At 71.9% G+C, this 24,632-nt stretch carries 18 protein-coding genes; 9 read left to right on the top strand and 9 right to left on the bottom strand.

The annotated features are described in order from the left end of the window. Positions 1-19 precede the first annotated feature (19 nt). On the top strand, positions 20-172 hold the full coding sequence (locus tag ACIO9J_RS12830; protein WP_401996925.1) for a hypothetical protein: 153 nt from the start codon (positions 20-22) through the stop codon (positions 170-172). A 6-nt stretch (positions 173-178) separates the two neighbouring features. Here the strand turns inward: ACIO9J_RS12830 and ACIO9J_RS12825 are convergent, their stop codons facing one another. Continuing rightward, entirely contained in the window at positions 179-1,996 is a 1,818-nt protein-coding gene (locus ACIO9J_RS12825) for a thiamine pyrophosphate-requiring protein (RefSeq protein WP_401996922.1), read from the bottom strand. A gap of 254 nt (positions 1,997-2,250) precedes the next feature. Here ACIO9J_RS12825 and ACIO9J_RS12820 point away from each other — a divergent pair, with 254 nt between their 5' ends. Further along, complete coding sequence (locus tag ACIO9J_RS12820; protein ID WP_401996919.1) at positions 2,251-3,117, top strand: RNA polymerase sigma factor SigF; 867 nt, start codon at positions 2,251-2,253, stop codon at positions 3,115-3,117. Between the two features lie 69 nt (positions 3,118-3,186). Here the strand turns inward: ACIO9J_RS12820 and ACIO9J_RS12815 are convergent, their stop codons facing one another. Then, positions 3,187-3,843: a DedA family protein gene (locus ACIO9J_RS12815; protein WP_401996917.1), complete on the bottom strand. Its 657-nt coding sequence runs from the start codon at positions 3,841-3,843 to the stop codon at positions 3,187-3,189. Positions 3,844-4,087: 244 nt separating this feature from the next. Here ACIO9J_RS12815 and ACIO9J_RS12810 point away from each other — a divergent pair, with 244 nt between their 5' ends. Continuing rightward, on the top strand, positions 4,088-5,335 hold the full coding sequence (locus tag ACIO9J_RS12810) for an aminotransferase class I/II-fold pyridoxal phosphate-dependent enzyme (RefSeq protein WP_401996914.1): 1,248 nt from the start codon (positions 4,088-4,090) through the stop codon (positions 5,333-5,335). Next, positions 5,332-6,423, top strand: coding sequence for an MBL fold metallo-hydrolase (locus ACIO9J_RS12805; protein WP_401996912.1), 1,092 nt, complete (start codon positions 5,332-5,334; stop codon positions 6,421-6,423). The genes ACIO9J_RS12810 and ACIO9J_RS12805 overlap by 4 nt, the downstream gene beginning before the upstream one ends. A gap of 28 nt (positions 6,424-6,451) precedes the next feature. Here ACIO9J_RS12805 and ACIO9J_RS12800 read toward each other — a convergent pair whose 3' ends face one another. After that, positions 6,452-7,066 carry a DedA family protein gene (locus ACIO9J_RS12800; protein ID WP_401996909.1) on the bottom strand — a complete coding sequence of 205 codons (615 nt, stop codon included), beginning with the start codon at positions 7,064-7,066 and terminating at the stop codon, positions 6,452-6,454. Next, on the bottom strand, positions 7,066-7,842 hold the full coding sequence (locus ACIO9J_RS12795) for an MBL fold metallo-hydrolase (RefSeq protein ID WP_401996907.1): 777 nt from the start codon (positions 7,840-7,842) through the stop codon (positions 7,066-7,068). The genes ACIO9J_RS12800 and ACIO9J_RS12795 overlap by 1 nt, the downstream gene beginning before the upstream one ends. A gap of 92 nt (positions 7,843-7,934) precedes the next feature. Here ACIO9J_RS12795 and ACIO9J_RS12790 point away from each other — a divergent pair, with 92 nt between their 5' ends. The 3 genes from ACIO9J_RS12790 to ACIO9J_RS12780 all read left to right on the top strand — a co-directional run bounded on the left by ACIO9J_RS12790 (position 7,935) and on the right by ACIO9J_RS12780 (position 13,164). Further along, a complete protein-coding gene (locus ACIO9J_RS12790) occupies positions 7,935-8,399 on the top strand; it encodes a hypothetical protein (RefSeq protein ID WP_401998553.1) in 465 nt (154 codons plus the stop codon). A gap of 1,187 nt (positions 8,400-9,586) precedes the next feature. Further along, positions 9,587-11,689, top strand: a complete 2,103-nt coding sequence (locus ACIO9J_RS12785) for an alkaline phosphatase family protein (RefSeq protein WP_401998550.1) — start codon at positions 9,587-9,589, stop codon at positions 11,687-11,689. 83 nt (positions 11,690-11,772) lie between these two features. Continuing rightward, on the top strand, positions 11,773-13,164 hold the full coding sequence (locus ACIO9J_RS12780; protein WP_401996905.1) for an amino acid permease: 1,392 nt from the start codon (positions 11,773-11,775) through the stop codon (positions 13,162-13,164). A gap of 64 nt (positions 13,165-13,228) precedes the next feature. Here the strand turns inward: ACIO9J_RS12780 and ACIO9J_RS12775 are convergent, their stop codons facing one another. After that, positions 13,229-14,854, bottom strand: a complete 1,626-nt coding sequence (locus ACIO9J_RS12775) for a DUF6345 domain-containing protein (protein WP_401996902.1) — start codon at positions 14,852-14,854, stop codon at positions 13,229-13,231. A 317-nt stretch (positions 14,855-15,171) separates the two neighbouring features. Here ACIO9J_RS12775 and ACIO9J_RS12770 point away from each other — a divergent pair, with 317 nt between their 5' ends. Then, positions 15,172-15,597: an OsmC family protein gene (locus ACIO9J_RS12770; protein ID WP_401996900.1), complete on the top strand. Its 426-nt coding sequence runs from the start codon at positions 15,172-15,174 to the stop codon at positions 15,595-15,597. Positions 15,598-15,747: 150 nt separating this feature from the next. Beyond that, positions 15,748-17,619, top strand: a complete 1,872-nt coding sequence (gene dnaK / locus ACIO9J_RS12765; RefSeq protein ID WP_401996897.1) for a molecular chaperone DnaK — start codon at positions 15,748-15,750, stop codon at positions 17,617-17,619. A gap of 72 nt (positions 17,620-17,691) precedes the next feature. Here the strand turns inward: dnaK and narI are convergent, their stop codons facing one another. Genes narI through ACIO9J_RS12745 form a run of 4 tightly spaced genes read right to left on the bottom strand, consistent with a single transcriptional unit; the run spans position 17,692 to position 24,345 of the window. Further along, positions 17,692-18,417: a respiratory nitrate reductase subunit gamma gene (gene narI / locus ACIO9J_RS12760; RefSeq protein ID WP_401996895.1), complete on the bottom strand. Its 726-nt coding sequence runs from the start codon at positions 18,415-18,417 to the stop codon at positions 17,692-17,694. Then, entirely contained in the window at positions 18,414-19,010 is a 597-nt protein-coding gene (gene narJ / locus ACIO9J_RS12755; protein WP_401996893.1) for a nitrate reductase molybdenum cofactor assembly chaperone, read from the bottom strand. Before narJ ends, narI begins: the two co-directional genes overlap by 4 nt. Further along, positions 19,007-20,662: a nitrate reductase subunit beta gene (gene narH, locus ACIO9J_RS12750; RefSeq protein WP_401996891.1), complete on the bottom strand. Its 1,656-nt coding sequence runs from the start codon at positions 20,660-20,662 to the stop codon at positions 19,007-19,009. The genes narJ and narH overlap by 4 nt, the downstream gene beginning before the upstream one ends. After that, positions 20,662-24,345 (bottom strand): nitrate reductase subunit alpha, encoded by a 3,684-nt coding sequence (locus ACIO9J_RS12745; RefSeq protein ID WP_401996889.1) that lies wholly within the window; start codon positions 24,343-24,345, stop codon positions 20,662-20,664. Before ACIO9J_RS12745 ends, narH begins: the two co-directional genes overlap by 1 nt. Positions 24,346-24,632: the final 287 nt, after the last annotated feature.

The following is a 24,632-nucleotide window of genomic DNA, read 5'->3' as shown; positions in this document are numbered from 1 at the left end:
GCTCCCACACCCCCACGACATGGGGAGGGCAGGGTTCATGGCGGTTCTCGCCGTATTCATTCCGCTGGTCATGCTGGGCGTGATCCTGGCACTCGGCCGCTACGAGGAGTTCCTGCTGCCGCCCGCACAGCGGCCGGACGAGGTGGACGGCGTGCCACGCCACGCCCCGTAGCCGCCCTCAGCGCCGGCCTTCGCCCTTCCTGCCCCCGCCCGGCAGGAATTCCTGGACCTTCGCCTTCAGGCCCTGCCTGACCATCGACGCCCGGTCCGCGTCCCCCTTGAGGATCGAGGCCGCCGTCGCCTCCATCTGCTCCCACGTCGCGTGCGGCGGGATCGGCGGCACCGCGGGGTCGGTGCGGAACTCCAGGACCGCGGGCCCCTCCGCGTCGAGCCCGGCCCGCCAGGCCGCCTCGACGTCCTCGGTCCTCTCCACCCGGATCCCGGTCAGACCGAGCGAGCGGGCGAACTCCGCGTAGGGCACGTCCGGGAGCGACTGCGAGGGCAGGAACGACGGGGCGCCCTCCATGGCCCGCATCTCCCAGGTCACCTGGTTCAGGTCCTGGTTGTTCCAGATGCCGACGACGAGGCGCGGATCGTCCCAGAGGTGGCGGTACTTGGCGGCAGTGATCAGCTCCGCCATGCCGTTCATCTGCATCGCGCCGTCGCCGACGAGCGCGATCACGGGCCGGTTGGGGTGCGCGAACTTCGCCCCGATCGCGTACGGCACGGCGCAGCCCATCGTGGCGAGCGTCCCCGACAGCGAGGCGCGCATGTCGCCGCGGATCGTCAGATGGCGCGCGTACCAGTTCGCCACCGACCCCGAGTCGGCCGTCAGGATCGCGTTGCGCGGCAGCAGCGGGTCGAGGGCGTGCGCCACGTACTCCGGGTTCAGCGGGTCCGCGGTCAGCCCGGCCCTGCGCTCCATCACCCCCTGCCAGCGGGTGACGTTGGCGCAGATCTCGTCGTACCACTCGCGGCCGGTCTTCCTGCGGCTCTCGTCGATCAGCGGGATCAGCTCGCGCAGCGTGGCCCGCGCGTCGCCGACGAGGTTCACCTCGTACGGATAGCGCATCCCGACCATGTGCGGGTCGATGTCGATCTGCACGCCGCGCGCCCTGCCGAACTCCGGCAGGAACTGCGCGTAGGGGAAGCTGGACCCGATGGTCAGGAGCGTGTCGCAGTCGCGCATCAGCTCGTAGCTGGGGCGGGTGCCGAGCAGGCCGATCGAGCCGGTGACGTACGGGAGTTCGTCGCTCAGCGCGTCCTTGCCGAGCAGCGCCTTCGCGACGCCCGCGCCGAGCACCTCCGCGATCTCCTGGACCTCGGCGCGGGCGCCCGCCGCGCCCTGGCCGATCAGGATGGCCGCCTTGTCACCGGAGTTGAGGACCTCGGCGGCCCGGTCGAGCGCGGTCGGCGAGGGCAGCGCGGTCCAGGCGCTGCGGTCCAGGCTGGAGGGGACCATCTTGAACGCGTGCGGGGGCGGGCTGTAGTCGAGCTCCTGGACGTCGCCGGGGACGATGACGGCGGTCGGGCAGCGGCGCGCGTACGCGGTGCGGATGGCCCGGTCGATGACGTTCGGCAGCTGCTCGGGGACCGTCACCGTCTCCACGAACTCGGACGCCACGTCCTTGAACAGCGTGTGCAGATCGACCTCTTGCTGGTACGAGCCGCCCATCGCACTGCGGTGTGTCTGGCCGACGATCGCGAGCACCGGCACATGGTCGAGCTTCGCGTCGTACAGGCCGTTCAGGAGATGCACCGCGCCGGGGCCCGACGTGGCCACGCACACCCCCAGACGCCTGCCGAACTTGGCGTATCCGACGGCTTCGAACGCGGACATCTCCTCGTGCCGCGACTGCACGAACCGGGGCGTGTCCTCCGCCCTGCCCCACGCCGCCAGCAGGCCGTTGATGCCGTCGCCGGGATAGCCGAATACCTGCTCGACGCCCCAGGCACGCAGCCTCTCCAGGATGTGGTCGGAGACCTTGACGCTCATGACGTAACCCTCCGCAGGGGTCGGGGAAAGGCGGTCACGTCCGGGTGTCCGGCACGACCCGGCGGAAACCTCGCGGTGTTTGGCCCCACGAGTGCGGGGCAGGCGAAGAGGAGTGCTTCGGACAGGAGGCACGTCCGTGGGAGCGGCAGGTATGCCGTCCCCGGGTGTGCTTCGTCGTACTCCGACACGCGCTCGTACTCCCACGGTGACCGTCCAGTCAAGGCACGCACCTATTGAGGGAGTTGCGACGCAGCATGCGATCCCACACGACCACCGTTCCGACCGTCCCGGCCAGGAACGCTCCGACCGTCCCGGCCAGGAACGCGAGCACCGCACCCGCCAGGACCAAGCGGCATCCGCACGACGACGCCCCGGACACCGCCGCCGCCTTCGAGCGGCTCGTCGAGATGCCGGAGGGTCCCGAGCGGGACGCCCTGCGCCAGGAAGTCGTCGAGGTGTGGCTGCCCATGGCCGAACGTCTCGCGGGGCGCTTCCGCAACCGCGGCGAGTCCCTCGACGACCTGCGTCAGGTCGCGGCCCTCGGTCTGGTCAAGGCCGTCGACCGCTACGACCCGCGCCGCGGCACCGCGTTCGAGAGCTACGCCGTGCCGACCGTCACCGGTGAGATCAAACGTCACTTCCGCGACCACATGTGGACCCTGCACGTGCCGCGCCGCGTCCAGGACCTGCGCAACCGGGTGCGCTTCGCCCGCCAGGACCTCGCCCAGACGGTGTCGGGACGCGCGCCGACCACCGCCGAGATCGCCGAGCACGCCCAGATGAGCGAGGAGGACGCCAAGGCCGGTCTGGAGGCGCTGGACAGCTTCACCGCGCTCTCCCTCGACGCGGAACTCCCCGGCAGCGAGGACGGTTACTCGCTCAGCGACGCCCTCGGCGGCCCCGACCCCGCGCTCGACGTCGTCGTCGACCGCGAGTCCGTCAAGCCGCGCATCGCCCAACTGCCCGAGCGCGAGCGCACCATCCTCTACATGCGGTTCTTCGGCGACATGACCCAGAGCCGCATCGCGGACGAGATGGGCATCTCGCAGATGCACGTCTCACGCCTGATCACCCGCTGCTGCGACCGGCTGCGCGACCAGGTCATGCGGGACGCCGCGTAACGCGGGCCGACATGCAGGAACCGCCCCGGAGTCAAGGATCCGGGGCGGTTCCTGCGGACGCGGGGCCCGTCAGGCGGCGTTCTGCGTCTCCTGCGGCGCGGGGGCCTCCTGCGGCTGCGGCTCCGGCGCCCTGCGGTGCCGGAGCCAGCGGACGCCCTCGTGCAGCAGGGTGATCGAGAAGGCGATGCCGAGGCCGAGCGCGACACCGAGCAGCGGCTGGTCCTCGAACGCGGCGCCGCCCACGTAGCCGAGGCAGGCCGAGTAGATCGCCCAGGACGACGCGGCGATGGCGTCGAAGAAGGTGAAGGAGCGGCGCGGGAAGCCGGTGGCGCCGGTGGTCAGGGTCGCCGCGGTGCGGCCGCCGGGAATGTAGCGCGCGACCACGAGCACCAGGCCGCCGCGCTCCTCCAGCATCCGGCCCACCCGGTCGTACGCCTTGCGGCTGCGGCTGTCGGGCTTCAGCTTGGCGAAGATCTTCTGGCCGGACGCACGGCCGATCCAGTACGAGATGTGGTCACCGGTGAAGGCACCGATGGCGGCCACGACAATCACGAGCACGAGCTGGGGATCGCCGGTGGAGGCGGCGAACACTCCCAGGGTGATCACCAGCGTCTCGCTGGGGACCACCGGGAAGAAGCCGTCCAGTGCGGCGATGCCGAAGAGCACCAAGTACACCCACGGAGTGGTGACGAAGCCTTCGACTGCATGGATGATCGCGTCGTTCATGACGACCAGCGTAGGAATCGGGACCGGCGCCGCGCTGCGCACGATCGGCACGACTTACCCCTGACTTTCGTCGAGTGCCCGGCGGCCCGCCGCACTCCTTAAGGAGGAGCCCGACCCTCACCCGGGCGGGGGGCAAGCGCGCGCGGGTGGGTCCCGGGCACGCTCTGATGGGCTCATACGGCCAGGTCCTGGGTACGCACAGTCGCGAAGGGACAGAAAGCCACGTGAGCGCACGGAGGTACGCATGCGGCGGACGGACTCCGAAGGGCGCGGGCCCGTCCGGTACGGGCCGCCCCCACCGGAGCCAGGGCTACCGGTCCTGCCCGAACTGGCGGCCGCCGCCGCGGCGGCGGCGGGCAGGTCCCACGGCGAACCCCCGGGCGGGGGTCCCGCGCTCCTCGACGCCGCCCGCGGCTACTGGGCCCGGCGCGGACTGCCCGCCGAGCGCGACCACGTCGTCGCGGCCCCCGGCGCCCCGACCCTGCTGCTCGCGCTGACCGCGGCGCTCGGCGGCGACGTCCTGCTGCCCCGCCCCTGCCCGGCCTGGTGGGCGCCCCAGGCGCGGCTGCTCGGCCGCGCCGTCTACCACGTGCCGACCCCCGCCGAGTGCGGCGGCGTCCCCGACCCTTACGCGCTCCTGGAGACCGTCCGCCGGGTCCGCGCCGAGGGGGGAAGCCCCCGGCTCCTGGTGCTCTCCGTCGCCGACGACCCGACCGCCACCGTGCCGCCGCCCGACGTGTTGCACGAGGCCGTCGAGGCGGCCGCCGACCAGGGCCTGCAGGTGATCAGCGACGAGACCTGGCGCGACACCCTGCACCGGCCCCGCGACACCGTCCTAATCGGCCCCGCGGAGATGGACCACGCGCGCGTGACGGTCATCGCCGACCTCTCCGGGGCCTTCCTGCCCCCGGCGCTGCCCGCGGCCGTCGCGCGCTTCCCCGCCACGGCCGCGGGCAGCGCGCTGCGGGCCCGCACCCTGGACGTCCTCACCGCGCTCGGCGCCGTACCCGGCGGCCCCGCCGCGGCCGCCGCGGCGTACGCGCTCGGGGAACCCGACGAGATCTGCGAACGCCTCGCCGCGGCCGTCCGGCTGCACGCGCGCGTGGCCGGCGCCGCGCAGCGCGCCGTGCTCGCCGCGGGCGGCCTGGCCAGACCCCCGCAGGCCGGCCGGCACCTGTACGCCGACCTCGGCCCGCTGCGCCCCGCGCTCGCCGCGCGCGGCGTCGGCGACGCGCAGGACCTGGAGGACTTCCTCGGCGAACGGCTCGGCATGCCCGCACCCGGCGGCCACCGATTCGGCGACGCGATCGACGCCCTGCGCGTACGCCTGTCCACGGGGCCGCTGCTCGGCTCGACCCCCGAGGAACGCGTCGCGTCCCTCGGGGCACCCGACCCGCTCGAACTGCCGCACGTGGAAAGGGCGTTGAGCATGCTCGGAGCCGCCTTCGACGATCTCCGCGCGGAAGCACAGCGAATGGAGCCTCCTCGGTGACTCAGCCGACGCAGCAGACCCGACAGGCGCAGCAGCCGCAGCAGGCTGAGCGGACACGACAGGCACAGGGGGGTCGGACGGCCGGTCCGCCCGCCTCCCCGGCCGCGCCCGCCCCGTACGCACCCGCCGCGCCGTACGCACCCGGCGGGGTCCGCACGTGGCCCAAGTCGTTCGCCGACCGGCTGACCGCCCCGCTGCCCGGACTGCGCGCCTTCGCGCGGTTCGCCCGTGAGGGCGCTCTGCGGCCGCGCCCCGCCGGGCTCGCCGACATCCAGCGGCTGCCCTTCGACCCCGGCCCGCTGCCCCGCGTCGACGCGGGCACCGTCGCCGTCACCTGGGCGGGACACGCCAGTTGGGTGCTGCGCATCGGCGGGCTCACCGTGCTCACCGACCCCGTCTGGTCCCGCAAGATCCTCGGCACCCCGGCCCGCGTCACGCCGGTCGGCGTCGCCTGGAGCGCCCTGCCGCGCGTCGACGCGGTCGTCATCAGCCACAACCACTACGACCATCTGGACGCCCCGACCCTGCGCAGGCTCCCCAGGGACACCCCCGTCTTCGTGCCCGCGGGACTCGGCCGCTGGTTCACCCGCCGCCGCTTCAGCCGGGTCACCGAGCTCGACTGGTGGGAAGGGGCCGAACTGGGCGGCGTGCGCTTCGACTTCGTGCCCGCGCACCACTGGTCCAAGCGGTCCCTGGTCGACACCTGCCGCACGCTGTGGGGCGGCTGGGTGCTCACCGACGCGTGCGGGCAGCGGGTCTACTTCGCGGGCGACACCGGGTACGGCCACTGGTTCGAACGGATCGGCGCCCGCTACCCCGGCATCGACCTCGCGCTCCTGCCGATCGGCGCGTACGACCCGAGGTGGTGGCTCAGCGACGTGCACTGCGACCCGGAGGAGGCGGTCCGCGCCGCCACCGACCTCGGGGCGCGGCGGATGGCACCCATGCACTGGGGCACGTTCCTGCTCTCCGCGGAGCCGGTGCTCGAACCGCTCACCCGGGTGCGTACGGCATGGCAGCAGGCGGGCCTGGCCCGCGAGGACCTGTGGGACCTGCCGGTGGGGGCCTCGCGGGTGCTCGCGGCCTGAGCACCCCGGGCGGGGCGTGGCGTGGCGGCTAGGACGCCGAGTGCCGGAGCCTGCGCCACACCGTCGGCGCCACGCTGATGAGCACCGTCAGGCCGACCGCGACCGCGACGCCCTGCCACGGCTCCCTGAAGAGGGAACCGCCGAGGATGCCGATCAGCTGGTACGTCACCGCCCAGGCCAGACACGCGGGCGCGTTGCCGCGCGCGAACCTGCGCAACGGCATCTTCGCCATCAGACACGCCAGCATCACCGGGATCCGGCCCGCAGGAACGAGCCGGGACAGCACGAGGACCATCACCCCGTGGTCGTCGAGCTTCTCCTGCGCCTGCCGCAGCCGCTCCTCCGGCGCGCGGTCGCGGATCGCCGCGAGCCAGCGCGAACCGTTCTTCGAGCGCATGCCGCGCCGCCCGAGCCAGTACAGGCCCATGTCGCCGATGAACGCGGCGAGCGCCGCGACACCGAAGACGATCAGCAGCGAGAACGGCGACGTCTGGTGGAAGGCGACCACCGCCGCCGAACTCACCAGCGCGCCCGTCGGCACCACCGGCACCAGCGCGCCGATCACCACCAGCAGGAACAGCGAGGGATAGCCCACCGCCTGCTGGGTGCTCTCCGGCGTCACGTGGGCCGCCGCGGCCCACATCACTTGGCGACCTCCGGGCGCACGCTCTCGCCGTGCGCGAGCCGGTGCACGCTCACCTCCGGCGCGAGACGGGCCGCCTGGCGCACGAACTCCTGCCCCGGCGTGTGGAATTCATGGGGGCGCACGGCGTCCATCCCGATCGGCCAGTACGTTCCGTAGTGCACCGGGACCGCGCTGCGCGGCGCGATCCTGGCCAGCGCCTCGGCGGCGCGGGAGGGGTTCAGATGGCCGTGGCCGAGGTAGGGGCCCCAGCCGCCGACCGGCAGCAGCGCCACGTCCACCTCGCCGACCTCCGCCGCCATCCCGTCGAAGAGCCCGGTGTCGCCCGCGAAGTACGTGCGGGCCTCGCCGGTCACCACGAAGCCCAGCGCGGGGGAGAGGTGCGGGCCCACCGGCAGCCGCCGCCCGTCGTGCAGCGCGGTGACCACGCGTACGACGAGGTCGCCGATCCGCACCTCGTCGCCCGGCGCGACCTCCGTGAAGCGCAGCCGGGGGAGCCTGCGGGCAAGCCCCGGCACCGAACGCGCCGCCCCGCGCGGGACCAGCGCACGCGTGCCCGGCGTGAGCCGGGCGAGCGACGGTACGTGCAGATGATCGGCGTGCAGATGCGAAAGGAGCACGACGTCGGCGACGGCGGCGCCCGGCGGTGGCGGCGCGCCCCTGCGGCGGCGCAGATGCGCCAGGCGGCGGGCGAACAGGGGGTCTGTCAGTACGCGGACGCCCGAGTCCTCGACCGTGCAGGTGGCGTGGCCCCACCATGTGACCTCGACGGGCACCCGGTTCCTCCTTCGTGCGACTGTCTCCGAGCCTACGGCCAGGAGTAGTGTCCATGGCTGACGCAGAGGTGAGCAGGGGTGAGGGGGACACCATGGAGGACGCCGCGGGCACCGGTACCGGAACCGGTACGCGCTCCGGCTCCGTCACCGGCCTCGCCGTGGTGCGGGTGGCGGCGATCGCCAGCCTGACGCCCCTGGAGGAGCTGGAGGCCGACCCCTTCCTCGTCGACTCCCGCAGCCAGCACGCGATGTGCGCGCGGTGGGCGGCCGAACGGGGCTACGTCGTCACGCGCGAACTCGTCGTACGGGGCCTGCGCGCCGACCACGCCGTGCTGTGGGGGGACGTCGAGGCGGGCCTCGTGGACCTCTTCGTCGTACCGAGCCGCCGCGTCCTGGAACGGGCGCTGCGTTCCGCCGACGAGTTCACCGCGGAGTGCGTGCGGCGAGGGGTGCGGGTGGAGACCGCGGGGCTCGCGGAGCCGGCGTACGACTCCGAGATGAAGGCGCACGTGCATCGGCGGCTTTCCATGCCTACGGCGGGGTACGACGGCCGCTAGGGTTTCGGCACCGACGAGACTGTGGCACGGCCCCCTGCCCTCCGCCCCGTCACGCCCCCCTCTGCCCCTCTGCCCCCCCTGCCCCTCGGCACACCGCGAACCCCCTCCGCGACCAGCCTCTCCCCAGATCCCGCCCCCGCCCGCAACGCGATGCCCCTCGGCAGGCTGGCTCCACCCCGCCGCTCCGCACCGCCACCCGCGCGGCTACAGCCCGCCGCCACCTCGCCCACATTCCCGGCCGCTCCGCGGCGCGCCTTCCCACCCGCCCGCCCGGTCATCGACCTCGGCCCCGCCACTCCGAACGGCCCTGCTCCGCGGCGACCAGCTTCCCCGTGGCTGCCGCCCTGCACCACCGGCCGCCGCTCCGCGCCGCCAAGCCCCGTGGCTGCTGCCCCCGCCACGGCTCACCCACATTCCCGGCCGCTCCGCGGCGCTTTTCCCACCCGCCCGCCCTGCTATCCACCTCGGCACCGTCACCCCGCCCCCGCCACTCCGCGCCGCCAAGCCCCCGTGCCTGTCGCCCTCGGCCCTCCGCTCCGTGCCGCCGTCCCCACCAGCCCACCCGGTCATCCGCTTCAGAATCGCCACCCCGAACCCCACCGCTGTGCGCCGCCAAACCGGGTGGCTACTGCCCTCCGCGACAGCCCACCTACATTCCCGCCCGCCCGGTTGTCCGCCTCGGCCCCGCCCCCGAACCGCGCCTCCCCGTGGCTGCTGCCTCCCCGCCCGCCCGCATCCCCGGCCGCTCCGCAGCGTTGCTATCCACCTCGACGACACCCCCGCACCCCGCCGCCCGCGGCAACGCCCCCGTGGCCGCCGCGCCTAACCACAACCCCCGCCACCCCACAGCGCCCCTCCGGTACGGAGTGTTGGGTGGGCGGGTGGGGAAGATCTGCCGCGGAGCGGCGGCTTGTTGGAGTGGAAGGGGCGGGGAGCAGGGATACGGGGCGGAGGCGGGGGCTTGGGGCGTGGGGGATCGTGGGGTGCACGGGGACTGTGGGGTGCACGGGGGAATGTGGGTGGGATCTTGGTGGGGGAAGGGGTGTGGGACGCTGGTGTCCGGTTCGGGTGGAAACGTGAGGTGGCACGGCGTGAGCGGCGTAGGCGGCGCGGGGCAAGAGCGGTGGCGCAGAGCCGGCAGCACGCTCTGGCGCGTGGTGGCCGTATGGGCCGTCAGCACGCTGACGATGCTCGTACTCGCCGGCATCCTCCCGGACTTCAAGCTCCAGTCCGACGACGGCGACAGCGCCACCCGCATCGCCGTCACCGCCGCCCTCGGCGCCGGTGCCTTCGGCGTGCTCTCGGCCGTGGTGTGGCCCCTCCTCGTCCGCGCGCTGCTCCTCGTACCCGCTCTCGTCCTCGGACTGCTCGCCTTCTTCCTCAACGGGTCCCTGCTGCTCGTCGCCCTGCGGCTGATCCCGGAGGGGAGGGGCGAGGTCGGCGTGGAGACCGCGGTCGTCGTGGCCGCGGTGATGTCCGCCGTCGCCTCCGCCACCGGCGGTGCCCTCGCCGTCCGGGACGACGACGCCTACCGGCGCCGGCTCTACCGGCTCGCCGACCGCAGGCGCAGGCGCGGCCGTGACCGTGCCGGCGAGCGGCGCGGCGGGCCCGTCACGCCCGGCACCGTGTTCATCCAGCTCGACGGCGTCGGCCACGACGTCCTCTGCGACGCGGTCGGCAAGAACCTCATGCCCACCCTCGCCCACTGGCTGGGCGAGGGGGGTGGCGATCCCACGCACCGGCTCATCCCCTGGCGTACCGACTGGTCCAGTCAGACCGGGGCCAGCCAGCTCGGCATCCTGCACGGTTCCAACCACGACGTGCCCGCCTTCCGGTGGTACGAGAAGGACACCGGCGAGGTCATGGTCAGCAATCGGCCCGCATCCGCCGTGGAGCTCCAGCGCCGCGCCGTCGCGCGGACCGGGGACGGCGGGCTGCTCACCGTGGACGGGGCCAGTCGCGGCAATCTCTTCAGCGGGGGCGCCGAGCAACTGGCGCTCGTGCTGTCCGTGGCGGCCAGGCGCGGCAAGGAGAACCGGTCGCGGGCCGGGTACTTCGCGTACTTCTCCGATCCCGCCAACGCGGTCCGCACCGCGCTCTCCTTCGTCGCCGAGGTGTTCAGGGAGATCGGGGAGTCCACGCGGGCCAGGATCAAGAAGCGGCGGCCGCGCATCGGCCGCGGCGGGCTCTATCCGTTCATCCGCGCCTTCGCGACCGTCGTCGAGCGGGACGTCGTGGTCGCCGCCGTCATCGGGGACATGCTCGCGGGGCGCAGCGCGGTCTACGCCGATCTGGTCGCCTACGACGAGGTGGCGCACCACTCAGGGCCCACCGGACCCGACGTGGAGAAGGTGCTCGCCCGCCTGGACCGTTCGCTCGCGCTGCTCGCGCAGGTCGCCGAGCACGCCCCGCGCGCGTACCGGATCGTGGTGCTCTCCGATCACGGGCAGAGCCCGGGGGAGACGTTCCGCGCGCGGTACGGGCTGACGCTCGCCGATCTGGTGCGGGCGGGCTGCGGCCTTCCCGTGCCGCGCAGGGCGCAGCGCACGCACAGCGGCGCCGAGGCCCGCGCGACGGTGCGGGCCGCGCTGCGCCGCCCGGTCGAGGAGGGCGCCGACGAGCGGCGGCCCGCGCGCCGCGCCGAGCCGGTCGTGCTGGCCTCCGGCAACCTCGGGCTCGTCTCCTTCCCCGACGTGCCGCACCGGATGACCCGTGAGGAGCTGGACCGGCGCCATCCCGCGCTGCTGCCCACGCTCGCCAACCATCCGGGCATCGGCTTCCTCCTGGTCCGCAGCGCGGAGCGCGGTCCCGTCGTGCTCGGGGCGCGCGGCGCGGAGGTGTATCTGGACGAGGAGCCCGCCGATCTCGGGCCGCTCGCCGATTTCGGGCCCGGCGCGGCGGAGGCAGTACGGCGTACCGACGGCTTTCCGCACACCGCCGACATCATGGTCAACTCCTGGTACGACCCGGCGGAGGGCGAAGTGCTCGCCTTCGAGGAGCAGATCGGCTCGCACGGCGGGCTCGGCGGGGCGCAGGCCAGGCCGTTCCTGCTGTCGCCGCTCGCGCTCTCCGAGCCGGTGGCGCCGGGGCAGGAGCTGGTCGGCGCCGAGCAGGTCCACCGCGTACTGCGGTGCTGGCTCGGCGAGGACCTGGGGCCTGAGGTACCGCTGGGCACGGGGCGGGAGGCCGTCGCGGAGGCCCCTGTTCCGGTGGACGATTCCTCGCCGAAAGCCCCTGGTGACACAGCATTTGCGGCCGCCGAGGCCGCCACGCAGGACAAAACACACTGATTTGGTGGAGCGTTCGCCGTGTCCGACCATGGCTTCCGCTCGGCGATCCCGGGCGCCCGGCACGACGAGAGGCGCACCACCCCATGCACGACACCGGAACCGCGGCAGACCCGGCTCCGGCCCCCGACCAGGGAGAAGGTCAGGAGGCGCAGAGCCGGCACGCCCGGCGCTTCGGCCTCCCGATCGCCACCTGCCTCGTCATGGGCAACATCATCGGCGGCGGCATCTTCCTGCTCCCGGCCTCCGTCGCCCCGTTCGGCACCATCAGCCTGGTCGCCTTCGCCGTCCTGTCGGCGGGCGCCATCGCGCTCGCGTTGGTGTTCGGACGCCTGGCCGAGCGTGACCCGCGTACCGGCGGACCCTATGTGTACGCGCGGGCTGCCTTCGGAGACTTCGCGGGTTTCCTGGCCGCCTGGTCGTACTGGATCACCACCTGGGTGTCGAACGCGGCGCTCGCCGTCGCGGCCGTCGGGTACCTGGACGTCCTGATCCCCGTCAACGACCACAAGTGGTCCGCCTGTCTGGCCGCCCTCGTCCTGCAACTCCTGCCCGCGCTCGCCAACTTCGCGGGCACCCGCTACGTCGGCGCGGTCCAACTGGTGGCGACCGTACTGAAGTTCCTGCCGCTGCTGCTCGTCGCGATCGGCGGCCTGTTCTTCTTCGACAGCGCCAACCTCGGGCCGTTCCAGGCGAGCGACGACAGTCCGATGGGGGCCGTCTCGGCGGCCGCCGCGATCCTGCTCTTCTCCTACCTGGGCGTCGAGTCGGCCGCCGTCAGTGCGGGCGAGGTCCGCGACCCGCGGCGCAACGTCGGGCGCGCCACCATCCTCGGCACCCTCGGCGCCGCCCTGGTCTATCTGCTCGGCACGCTCGCCGTGTTCGGGACGGTAGCCCACGACAAACTGGTCACCTCGACCGCGCCCTTCTCCGACGCCGTCGACGTCATGTTCGGCGGCTCCTGGGGCGGCACCGCGGTCGCCGTGGCCGCGCTGGTCTCGATGGTCGGTGCCCTCAACGGCTGGACGCTGCTGAGCGCCCAGACGCCGTACGCGGCCGCCAAGGACGGGCTCTTCCCGGCCGCGTTCGGCAAGAAGAAGCGCGGTGTGCCGACCGTCGGTGTCCTCGTCACCGTCGTCCTCGCCTCGCTCCTGACCGTCTACAACTACACGGCGGGTTCCGGCGGCGTCTTCGAGTCGCTCGTCCTGATCACCACGTTCACGGCGACCGTGCCGTATCTCCTCGCGACCGCCGCGCAGATCTACTTCCTGGTCTCCGGGCAGCGCGAGCGCGTCGACCGCGGCCGCCTGGTGCGCGACGCGACGCTCGCCGGTGTGGCGTTCGCGTTCGCGATGTGGCTCGTCGCGGGGTCCGGCTACGCGGCCGTCTACCAGGGCGTGCTGTTCCTCTTCGTGGGCGTGCTCGTCTACGCGGTGATGGCGGCCCGCAAGCAGCGGGCCGCCACCTCGGACGACTGATCCCAAGTTCGCACGACGGGCCGCCTCCACCGCCCCCAACGGTGGGGGCGGCCCGCGGTCGCGCCTACCTCGCCAGCGGCGCGACGACCCAGCGCTGCGTGCGGAACATGCTGTCCCGCTCGCCGATCTCGATCAGCTTGCGGGCCGCGGGGTACGCCTCGTTGCCCTCCACCTCGTAGCCGACCTCGAACGTGCCGGGCACGTCCTTGACCTCGGGCTGACGCTGTTGCGCCGCGCCCTGTGCCGTCTCGCCCGCGGTGACGGCCGCGAGTTCGGCGAGCAGCTTCTTCTGCGCCGCGTCGAGCGCCTTGCGCGGGTCGCGCTCCAGCGGCGCCGCCGTCGCCTTGCCGCCCTTGGGCGGCGGCGGGGAGACCTCCGTGCTCGGCTCGCGCGTGACGCCGGTGGCCTTGCGGGTGGCGATCTGCGACTGGACGACGGTGCCGTCGTTGTCCAGGCCCACCCGGATCAGGCCGCGCCCGGGGGTGATGACGGGCACGCCGTCGAAGACCTGGCGGAACGTCACGTGGGTCTGCAGGGACACCGGGCGCCCGACCTCGGAGCCGTCCTTGGTGCCGGAGTTCTGCATCAGGTCGTGCACGCTGTCGACGACGAGTTCGGCGCCCTCGGCGTACTGCTCGGCGAAGGTGCGCGCGGCCTCGACGGCGCGGTCGGTGGGCAGCTGCTGGGTGTTGCGGTGGTTGGGCTCGGCGAGCTTGATCCACCGGTCGCCGCCCGGCGCGGTGGAGATGACCCGGTCGCCTGAGGTCGCGTTGACGACGCCCTGCCGTTCGACCTGCACCTCTTGCAGCGCGGCCGTCGGGAACCCGGCCTGCCGGCCCAGCGAGGTCAGTTCCGCGCTCGGGTCGCGGGGCGCGAGCTGCACGATCTGCTGGCTGCCGGGGAGCTGGGTGAGCGGCTCCCTGACGCCTTCGCGCGCGTAGTACCAGCGCCACGCGTACCAGGTGTCCGGCACGTGGTCGCGGTAGAAGTTGCGCTCGGTGTTGAGCCGGTTGACGGCCTCGGCCTGGGTGGTGCCGACCGCGGCGACCGAGGGCGCCTGGCCGTGGTAGATGTCCCAGCTCGCGTTCAGCCAGGCGTCGCAGTACGTCTGCCCGGCCCGCCACTTCTCCCAGAACTTCTTGCCGTAGTCCCCGCTGTCGATGCTGGTGGTCTCGAACCCGAAGATCATCCGGAAGCCGATGTTGGGGCCCGCCCAGGTGCGGATCGGGGAGTGGCCGCCGGTGACCTTGAGCGAGTCACAGGTCGACCAGAAGACGTAGTTGGCCTTCTCGTTGCCGAGCGCCATCCGGTTGGAGATCGCGTCGCTGCGGCCGTCCCAGACGGCGCCCAGTGGCGCGAAGAAGACGCCGTTGCCGTCCATACCGCCGTGGCCCGAGTGGTAGACGGCGCACACCGCGTCCATCCCGTAGCGGTCCTGCCAGTTGTCGTACGTCTCCTCGTACGCCCACACCTGGGCGCCGCCGTCGGCGAACCAGAAGTTGCGGTCGTAGAACTGCTGGAGGTACGCCAGCCAGCCGGTGGCGTCCTCGTGCGTGTGGTAGAGCGTCGCCTGGTTGACGAACTTCTGGATGCTGAACGCACCCCACCAGCCGAAGGTCGAGTCGCGGTCGCCCGCCGCTCCCGGCTTCTCGGGCTCCAGCGGAGAAGGACCCCGGTCCGAGTAGTTCATGCGCATGGCCATACCCCCTGAGTGGATCTCCTCGTTCCGTGCGCGAGGGGGCCTCAAAGTGTCACCGCCGACGGCCCTTGCCCAGTTGCCATTCCGGCCATTGGGCCCCCGTCACGGACCTGTTCTCGCACCTCAGAGGCATCTGTGGCGCTGCGGCCCACACAACTTGTTCGTATCGGCCGATGCGTACCTGCGCTCCCTGCTCGAACACATCCAAGGCCCCGCCGCACCCCGCGCGGCCCGATTTCATCCGGAGTGTGATCGGATGAGGGCCACGGAAGTTCCGATCACGGAACCGCACTGAAGGGAACGCAATCGTGGCAACCACGCGCTCCGCGCACACGGTCTGGGAAGGTTCGCTGACGGAGGGGTCGGGCACCGTCACGTTCGACTCCTCGGCCATCGGGGAGCAGGCGGTGTCCTGGCCCTCGCGCGCCGAGGAGGCGAACGGCAAGACCAGCCCCGAGGAGCTGATCGCGGCCGCGCACTCCAGCTGCTTCTCCATGGCCCTCTCGCACGGCCTGACGGGCGCGGGCACCCCGCCCACCCGCCTGGTCACCTCGGCCGACGTGACCTTCCAGCCGGGCACCGGCATCACCGGCATCCACCTCACCGTCGAGGGCACCGTGCCGGGCCTCGACGAGGCCGCCTTCACCTCGGCCGCCGAGGACGCCAAGGCCAACTGCCCGGTGAGCCAGGCGCTCACGGGCACGACCATCACGCTTTCGGCCAAGCTGGCCTGACGCGACGCCTGTTGACCGTGCCGCCGTCCCCGCCGGGGCGGCGGCACCGTCATGTCCGGGGGTTGACAAGAGCCCGCTCAAGTTTTGTGATGGAGAGTGGAGTAGACCTGGATACGGGGGACTTGGGCTCGCGGCGGAAGGGACTGGACCATGGCACGTGCGGTCGGGATCGATCTCGGGACGACGAACTCAGTGGTGGCCGTGCTGGAGGGCGGTGAGCCCACCGTCGTCGTCAACGCGGAGGGCGCGCGCACCACGCCGTCGGTCGTCGCGTTCGCGAAGAGCGGCGACGTCCTGGTGGGCGAGGTCGCCAAGCGGCAGGCGGTCACGAACGTGGAGCGGACCGCGCGTTCCGTCAAACGCCATATGGGCGACGGGGGTTGGCGCTTCCCGGAGAGCGGCTCCGTGGACGGCACCCGCTACACCGCGCAGGAGCTGTCCGCGCGCGTGCTCCAGAAGCTCAAGCGCGACGCCGAGTCCTATCTGGGCGAGGACGTCACCGACGCGGTGGTCACCGTGCCCGCGTACTTCGACGACACCCAGCGCCAGGCCACCAAGGAGGCCGGCGAGATCGCGGGCCTCAAGGTCCTGCGCATCATCAACGAGCCGACGGCGGCCGCCCTCGCGTACGGCCTCGACAAGGGCGACGACCAGACCGTGCTCGTCTTCGACCTCGGCGGCGGCACCTTCGACGTGTCCCTCCTGGAGATGGGCGACGGCGTCATCGAGGTCAAGGCCACCAACGGCGACACCCAGCTCGGCGGCGACGACTGGGACCAGCGGATCGTCGAGTTCCTGGTGCGGCAGTTCAAGAACGGGCACGGCGTGGACCTCGCCAAGGACAAGATGGCGCTCCAGCGGCTGCGCGAGGGCGCGGAGAAGGCGAAGATCGAGCTGTCCTCGTCGAGCGAGACGGACATCAACCTGCCCTACATCACCGCCTCCGCCGACGGACCGCTGCACCTCGCCGAGAAACTGACGCGCGCTCAGTTCCAGGAGCTGACCGCGGACTTGCTCGACCGCTGCAAGCAGCCCTTCCACCAGGCGGTCAAGGACGCGGGCATCAAGCTGTCCGCCGTCGACCACGTGATCCTGGTGGGCGGCTCCACCCGGATGCCCGCCGTGAGCGAACTGGTCAGGGAGCTCACCGGCAAGGACCCGCACAAGGGCGTCAACCCCGACGAGGTGGTGGCGCTCGGCGCCGCCCTGCAGGCCGGGGTGATCCGCGGTGACGTGAAGGACGTGCTGCTGCTCGACGTGACCCCGCTGTCCCTGGGCATCGAGACCAAGGGCGGCATCATGACCAAGCTCATCGAGCGCAACACCACGATCCCCACCAAGCGTTCGGAGACCTTCTCGACCGCCGAGGACAACCAGCCCTCGGTGGGCATCCAGGTCTTCCAGGGCGAGCGGGATATCGCCGCGTACAACAAGAAGCTCGGCGTCTTCGACCTCACCGGGCTGCCGCCCGCGCCGCGCGGCGTCCCCAAGATCGAGGTCACCTTCGACATCGACGCCAACGGAATCATGCACGTCTCGGCGAAGGACGAGGCCACCGGGCGCGAGCAGCGCATGACGGTGACCGGCGGCTCCGCGCTGCCCAAGGACGACATCAACCGGATGGTCCGCGAGGCGGAGGAGCACGCGGAGGAGGACCGCAAGCGCCGCGAGGCCGCGGAGACCCGCAACCAGTCCGAGCAGCTCGTCTACCAGACCGAGCGGTTCCTGCGCGACAACGAGGAGCGCGTCCCCGCCGACACGAAGAGCGAAGTGGAGGCGGCGGCAGCCGAGTTGAAGGACCTCCTCAAGAACAGGCCGGACGACACCGCGGCCCTGCGCACCGGCGCCGAGAAGCTCGCCACCGTCAGCCAGCGGATGGGGCAGGCGATGTACGCGAACTCCGGCGGGGGCGCCTCGGACCAACAGGCCCCCTCGGAGTCCACCACCGAGGAGGGCGTGGTGGACGCGGAGATCGTGGACGAGGAGGACAAGGGGGGCGCCGGGGACAGGGGCGCCCCGTAAGGGGCGCGGGGCTGAGGCATGTGCGGCTCCGCCGCGTGGGTGCGACCAGCCACGACGCACCCGCGGGAGACGTCACGAATCAGCCCGCTCCCATCCCCTCCGGTCGGGCCGGGCCCCCACCCTCTTGGGGTCCCGGCTCCGATACACCACATACGGCCGGAAGAGATACTGCACCGGCGCGCTGAACATGTGGATCAGCCGGGTGAAGGGCAGCAGCGCGAACAGGAGCAGGCCGATGACCGCGTGGATCTGGAAGGTCAGCGGGACGCCCACCATCCGGTCGACGTCGGGCTGGAGCGTGAACAGGCTGCGGGCCCAAGGAGCGATCGACTCGCGGTAGTTGTAGCCCTCCTCAAGGCCCGAGTTGGTGAGCTTGGCCCACATGCCCATGACGATCGCCGCGAGCAGCACGACGTACATCACCTTGTCGTTGGCGGTCGTCGCGCGGAAGACGGGCGCCTTGGTGCGGCGGCGGTAGAGGAGCATCAGGATGCCGGCGACGGCGAGCGCGCCCGCCGCCGTGCCGCCCCACAGTGACAGCTTGTGGTACGCGCTCTCGGTCAGGCCGACCTTGTCCGTCCACGACTCCGGCACGAACAGGCCCATGAGGTGGCCCACGAGCACGAAGAGGATGCCGTAGTGGAACATCGGCGACGCGATGTTCAGGAGCTTGGACTCGTAGACCTGCGAGGAGCGGGTCGTCCAGCCGAACTTGTCGTAGCGGTAGCGCCAGATGATGCCCGCCACGAGCAGGACGAAGGCGACGTAGGGGAGCACGCTCCACAGCAGTGTCTTCATGAGGGTCGCTCCCCGATGAGTGCGAAGGGTTCCATGCCGCCGAACGGTTCGAGTCCCACGTCCTCGCGCGGCGGCCCCGAGCGGGCCAGCGCCAGCGCCTCGGCGCGGTCCTTCGGCGAGGGCCCAGGCAGCGAGGCGCAGACCGCGTCGAGCACGGCGGCGTACGGCGTACCGAAGCCGGTCAGGGCCAGCCTGAGCAGTTCGAGACCGCTGCGGTTCTCCGCCAGGAGCACCGGGCCCGCGTGCGCGGAGAACTCCAGGACCGCGGGCAGGAAGTCGGGCAGTTCCTCGCCGCTGAACTCGAGGCCGTGCTCGCGGTAGACCTCCTTGAAGCGCACCAGGGCCATGCCGCGCCGCCGCGTGTCGCCGTCCCGCCACCAGCTCAGATAGAGGCTGTGCCGGTTCTTGAAGTCGAAGACCTGGACGTAGTGCGCGGCCAGTTCGCGCGGCCCGGTCGCCTCGGCGTGGTCGAGGAATCCGGCGAGCGGGGCCGGCGCCGCGGCCCGCAGCAGCGGGAGGCGCGCGCGGAACTCGTCGTCCGGGTAGGCCAGGCAGAACGCCGCCGCCTGGTAGAGCACCGCGTGCCGCGTCACCGGTCGTCCTCCTTGGCCGCGTGGGCCTCCTCGGCCGCGCTCGGCTGTTCGTCGGCGGTCTGTCTGGCCCGCAGGGCGTGGAAGTTCTCGATGGTCACCAGGGGGAGCTGCTTGCGCCCCGAGTCCTGGCCGAAGGGGCCCTCGCCGCCCATGCCGGGGCCGTCCTCGTAGTCGAGGCTGCACGAGTCGGGGAGTGCGGACTCCTCCAGGCGCCGGGCGTCGCCGACCGCCGCGGTGGGGATGACGTAGCGGTCCTCGTACTTGGCGATGGCGAGCAGCCGGTACATCTCCTCGATCTCCTGGGCCGACATGCCCACCGACGCGCCCGCGGCGCCGTCGGGCCGCTCGCCGAGGTTGATGGCCCGCATGTGCGCGCGCATCGCCGCCAGCTTCTCCAGGGAGGAGCGCACCGGTCCGACGTCGCCCGCCGTGAAGATCTCCGCGAGGTATTCGAGGGGGATGCGCAGGGTGTCGATCGCCCCGAAGAGGTTGTCCAGGTCCTCGCCGTCGTGACCGGTCTCGCTCAGCGAGTCCACCACCGGGGAGAGCGGCGGGATGTACCAGACCATCGGCATGGTGCGGTACTCCGGGTGCAGCGGGAGCGCCACCTTGTACTTGCTGATCAGCGCGTGCACGGGGGAGCGGCGGGCCGCCTCCAGCCAGTCGTAGGAGATCCCGGAGCGCTCGGCGTCCCTGCGCACCTGCGGGTCGTCGGGGTCCAGGAAGACGCCCAACTGCGCCTCGTACAGCTTGTGTTCGTCCGGCTCCGAGGCCGCCTCGGTCACCTTGTCGGGGTCGTAGAGGATCACCCCGAGGTAGCGCAGGCGTCCCACGCAGGTCTCGGAGCAGACGGTGGGTAGCCCCACCTCGACGCGCGGGTAGCACATCGTGCACTTCTCGGCCTTGCCGGTGCGGTGGTTGAAGTAGACCTTCTTGTACGGGCAGCCCGTCACGCACTTGCGCCAGCCGCGGCAGCTGTCCTGGTCGACCAGGACGATGCCGTCCTCCTCGCGCTTGTACATCGCGCCCGAGGGGCAGGACGCCACGCAGGCCGGGTTCAGACAGTGCTCGCAGATCCGCGGCAGATAGAACATGAAGGTCTGCTCGAAGGCGAACTTCACCTTGTCGGCGGCCTGTTGGCGGGTCTTGGCGACCATCGGGTCCAGGTCGCCGTGCTCGGTGGCGCCGCCGAGGTTGTCGTCCCAGTTCGAGGACCACTCGATCTTCATCGGCTTGCCGGAGATCAGCGACCGCGGCTCGGCCACCGGGTAGTCGTCGCCGAGCGGGGCGTCGGTGAGGTTCTTGTACTCGTACGTCCAGGGCTCGTAGTAGTCCTTGATCTCCGGGAGCTTGGGGTTGGAGAAGATCTCCAGGAGGGACTTGATCCGGCCGCCGTTCTTCAGCTTGAGCGCGCCGCGCTTGTTCAGCTCCCAGCCGCCGCGCCACTTCTCCTGGTCCTCGTAGCGGCGCGGATAGCCCTGGCCAGGGCGGGTCTCGACGTTGTTGAACCAGACGTACTCCATGCCGTCACGGTTGGTCCACGCCTGCTTGCAGGTGACCGAACAGGTGTGACACCCGATGCACTTGTCGAGGTTCATCACCATCGCGATCTGTGCCATCACGCGTCGTTGGGTGGCTTCGCCACGGGGCATCAGTACTGCACCTCCTGGCTGCGGCGGCGGATGACCGTCACCTCGTCGCGCTGGTTGCCCGTCGGGCCCAGATAGTTGAACGCCCATGACAACTGCGCGTATCCGCCGATGAGATGGGACGGCTTGAGGATGAGCCGGGTGAGCGAGTTGTGGATGCCGCCGCGCTTTCCGGTGGTCTCCGTCTTGGGGACGTTCACGGTGCGTTCCTGCGCGTGGTGCATGTAGACCGTGCCCGCGGGCATCCGGTGCGAGACGACCGCGCGCGCCACCACGACGCCGTTCCTGTTGACCGCCTCGATCCAGTCGTTGTCCTTGACGCCGATCGCCTCGGCGTCCTGCGGTGCCATCCAGATGCACTGGCCGCCGCGCGACAGGGAGAGCATGAACAGGTTGTCCTGGTACTCGGAGTGGATGGACCACTTGTTGTGCGGCGTGAGGTAGCGGACCGTCACTTCCTTCTCGCCGTCAGGGCCGAGTCGCGGCTCGCCGAAGAGCCGGTTCATGTCGAGGGGCGGCCGGTAGACGGGCATCGCCTCGCCCAGCTCGTGCATCCAGTCGTGGTCGATGAAGAAGTGCTGGCGCCCGGTGAGGGTGTGCCAGGGCTTGAGGTGCTCGGTGTTGAGCGTGAACGCCGTGTAGCGGCGCCCGCCCGACTCGCTGCCGCTCCACTCCGGCGAGGTGATCACCGGTACGGGGGCGGCCTGCGTGTCGGCGTACGTGATGCGCTTGCCCTCGTGTTCGGCGGCCAGGTGCGCCATCTCCTGGCCGGTGCGCGCCTCAAGCGTGTGGAAGCCCTGCGTCGCCAGGCGCCCGTTCGTCGTGCCGGACAGGGCGAGGATGGTGTTGGCCGCCTTCACCGCGGTGTCCAGGGCCGGGCGCCCGTCGGCGGGCCCGCCGCGCACCACGCCGTTGCGCTCCTTGAGGTCCTCGACCTCCTGGTCGGGGTTGAAGGAGATGCCCTTGACCGGCAGCCCGAGCTTCTCCACCAGCGGTCCCAGTGCGGTGAACTTCGCGCCGATCGCCGTGTAGTCGCGCTCCACGACCGTCAGGTTCGGCATGGTCCTGCCCGGCACCGGCTCGCACTCGCCCTTGCGCCAGTCCAGGACGATCCCGCCGGGCTGCGCGGTCTCCCCGGGGGTGTCGTGCTGGAGCGCGGTGGCGACGAGGTCCTTGCGTACGCCGAGGTGGTCGACCGACAGCTCGCTGAGCCGGTCGGCGATCACGCGGAAGGTGTCGAAGTCGGTGCGGGCCTGCCAGGGCGGGTCGACGGCCGGGGTGAAGGAGTGCACGTAGGGGTGCATGTCCGTGGTCGAGAGGTCGTGCTTCTCGTACCAGGTGGCGGCGGGCAGCACCACGTCGGACAGGAGCGTCGACGAGGTCTGGCGGAAGTCGAGCGAGACGAGCAGGTCGAGCTTGCCCTCGGGGGCCTCGTCGCGCCAAGTCACCGTCGAGGGACGCTCGTTCGGTGCCGCCTCCTCGGCGCGCAGCGAGGAGTGCGTGCCGAGCAGGTGCTTGGTGAAGTACTCGGCGCCCTTGGCGGACGAGCCGAGCAGGTTGGCGCGCCACAGGGTGAGGACCCGCGGCCAGTTCTCCGGCGCGTCCGGGTCCTCGCAGGCGAACTTGAGGGTGCCCGCCTTCAGTTCGTCCACCGCGCTGGCCACCGGGTCGCCGGTGGCGGCGCCGAGGTCGAGGGAGTTGCGGTCGAAGGTCGGGTACGACGGCATCCAGCCGGAGCGCGCCGAGAGCGCCAGGCAGTCGGCGCCCGTCATGCCCGCGAACCGGCCCTCGCCCAGCGGGGAGGCGAGCACGTCGGCGGCGAACTTGTCGTAGCGCCACTGGTCGGTGTTGAGGAACCAGTACGCGGCGCCGATCATCTGGCGCGGCGGCCTGCTCCAGTCGTTGGCGCTGGCCAGCGTCGCCCAGCCGGTGGCGGGTCGGCACTTCTCCTGCCCCACGTAGTGCGCCCAGCCGCCGCCGTTGCGGCCCTGGCAGCCGGTGAGCTGGAGCAGCGCGAGGAAGGAGCGGTAGATGGTCTCGGAGTGGAACCAGTGGTTGGTGCCCGCGCCCATCAGGATCATGCAGCGGCCGCGCGACTGCTCGGCCGTCCTCGCGAACTCCCGCGCGATCTTGACGCACTTGGCGGCGGGCACGGAGGTGTGCGCCTCCTGCCAGGCGGGCGTGCCGGGCGCGGCCACGTCGTCGTACGAGGCGGGCCACTCGCCGGGCAGGCCATCGCGCGCCACGCCGTACTGCGCGAGCAGCAGGTCGAAGACCGTGGTGACCAGCGGCCCTTCCTGGCCGCCGAGCCGGGTGGCGGGCACCCCGCGGCGCACCACCTCGCCGCGGCCCTGGCCGTGCGTGCCGCCCTCGGTGTCGAAGCGCGGGAGCAGCACCTCGGTGCCGGCCGCGACCGCCGAGCCGTGCAGGCTCAGGAGCGGCTCGATGCTGCCGAGCTCAAGGTTCCACTTGCCCTTGCCCGAGTCGGTCCAGCGGAAGCCGAGCGAACCGTTGGGCACGGCGGGCCGCCCGGTGTTCGCGTCGAGCACCGCCGTCTTCCACTCGCCGCCCTCGCCGTCGTCACCGAGGTCGCTGGCGCGCAGGAACTTCGAGGGGACGTACGCGCCGTCGCGCTCGGTCAGCGTCACCAGGAACGGCAGATCGGTGAACTTGCGCACGTAGTCGGTGAAGAACTCCGTCTGCCGGTCGACGAAGAACTCCTTGAGGATCACGTGCCCCATCGCGAGGGCGAGCGCCCCGTCGGTGCCCGGATGCGGGTGCAGCCACTCGTCGGCGAACTTGGCGTTGTCGGCGTAGTCGGGCGCCACGACCACGACCTTCTGGCCCCGGTAGCGCGCCTCCGCCATCCAGTGCGCGTCGGGCGTCCGCGTCACCGGGACGTTCGAGCCCCACATCATCAGATACGCGGCGTCCCACCAGTCACCCGATTCGGGCACGTCGGTCTGGTCGCCGAACACCTGGGGCGAGGCCACCGGGAGATCCGCGTACCAGTCGTAGAACGACAGCATCGGCGCGCCGATCAGGCTCATGAAACGGGCCCCGGCCGCGTGCGACACCATCGACATCGCGGGGATGGGGGAGAACCCGGCGACGCGGTCGGGGCCGTACGTCTTGATGGTGTGGACGTGCGCGGCCGCGATGATCTCGACGGCCTCGTCCCACGTCGCCCGCACCAGACCGCCCTTGCCGCGCGCCTGCTGGTACCGGGCCCGGCGCTCCGGATCGCCCTGGATGTCGGCCCAGGCCAGGACGGGGTCGCCGAGGCGGGACTTCGCCTCCCGGTACATCTCCAGGAGCACGCCGCGCAGATACGGGTAGCGCACCCGGGTGGGGGAGTACGTGTACCAGGAGAACGCGGCGCCGCGCGGGCAGCCGCGCGGCTCGTACTCGGGGCGGTCGGGGCCCACGCTCGGATAGTCCGTCTGCTGGGTCTCCCAGGTGATGATGCCGTCCTTGACGTACACCTTCCAGCGGCAGGAGCCGGTGCAGTTCACGCCGTGCGTGGAGTTCACGACCTTGTCGTGGCTCCACCGGTCGCGGTAGAACGCGTCCGCGTCCCGGCCGCCGGTCAGCTGGACGCTGTGCAGGTCGGGGGCGGCGGTGCCGCGCCGGAAGAACTTGCCCGCCCGCAACAGGGCGGCGGCGGGCTCGGTCGTCTCTGTCACCGTGGAGCTCCCTAGGTCTGCCTTTCAACGAACCTAGGCGCGGGCGGGGCGGAGCACCTGTCGGCAGCGGCCGTACGGGTTGGGGGGGCGGGGGGTGTGGGCCCTGTCGTGCGGGTCCTGGGAGGCGCCCACATACCCGGGTGCCGACGTCGCATTACCCCCGACGTAATCGACCGCCCCGCGCCGCCCGGGGAGAGTGGTCCCACCGGATCCGGTCCGGCGCACTCCGGCCCGGATCCGGGTCCAGGAACCGACCTTTCCCCTGCTTGGAGGCTGATCCCTCATGT

The organism is Streptomyces sp. NPDC087300 (genome assembly GCF_044744425.1).
Lineage (GTDB): Bacteria > Actinomycetota > Actinomycetes > Streptomycetales > Streptomycetaceae > Streptomyces.
This window is presented reverse-complemented; position numbering and strand designations above follow the sequence as displayed.

Excerpts from the sequence above, each read along its gene's own strand:
- ACIO9J_RS12830 (WP_401996925.1), top strand. The coding sequence starts at position 20 with ATGGGGAGGGCAGGGTTCATGGCGGTTCTCGCCGTATTCATTCCGCTG.
- ACIO9J_RS12825 (WP_401996922.1), bottom strand. The coding sequence starts at position 1,996 with ATGAGCGTCAAGGTCTCCGACCACATCCTGGAGAGGCTGCGTGCCTGG.
- ACIO9J_RS12820 (WP_401996919.1), top strand. The coding sequence starts at position 2,251 with ATGCGATCCCACACGACCACCGTTCCGACCGTCCCGGCCAGGAACGCT.
- ACIO9J_RS12815 (WP_401996917.1), bottom strand. The coding sequence starts at position 3,843 with ATGAACGACGCGATCATCCATGCAGTCGAAGGCTTCGTCACCACTCCG.
- ACIO9J_RS12810 (WP_401996914.1), top strand. The coding sequence starts at position 4,088 with ATGCGGCGGACGGACTCCGAAGGGCGCGGGCCCGTCCGGTACGGGCCG.
- ACIO9J_RS12800 (WP_401996909.1), bottom strand. The coding sequence starts at position 7,066 with ATGTGGGCCGCGGCGGCCCACGTGACGCCGGAGAGCACCCAGCAGGCG.
- ACIO9J_RS12790 (WP_401998553.1), top strand. The coding sequence starts at position 7,935 with ATGGAGGACGCCGCGGGCACCGGTACCGGAACCGGTACGCGCTCCGGC.
- ACIO9J_RS12785 (WP_401998550.1), top strand. The coding sequence starts at position 9,587 with ATGCTCGTACTCGCCGGCATCCTCCCGGACTTCAAGCTCCAGTCCGAC.
- ACIO9J_RS12780 (WP_401996905.1), top strand. The coding sequence starts at position 11,773 with ATGCACGACACCGGAACCGCGGCAGACCCGGCTCCGGCCCCCGACCAG.
- ACIO9J_RS12775 (WP_401996902.1), bottom strand. The coding sequence starts at position 14,854 with ATGAACTACTCGGACCGGGGTCCTTCTCCGCTGGAGCCCGAGAAGCCG.
- dnaK (WP_401996897.1), top strand. The coding sequence starts at position 15,748 with ATGGCACGTGCGGTCGGGATCGATCTCGGGACGACGAACTCAGTGGTG.
- narI (WP_401996895.1), bottom strand. The coding sequence starts at position 18,417 with ATGAAGACACTGCTGTGGAGCGTGCTCCCCTACGTCGCCTTCGTCCTG.
- narH (WP_401996891.1), bottom strand. The coding sequence starts at position 20,662 with ATGCCCCGTGGCGAAGCCACCCAACGACGCGTGATGGCACAGATCGCG.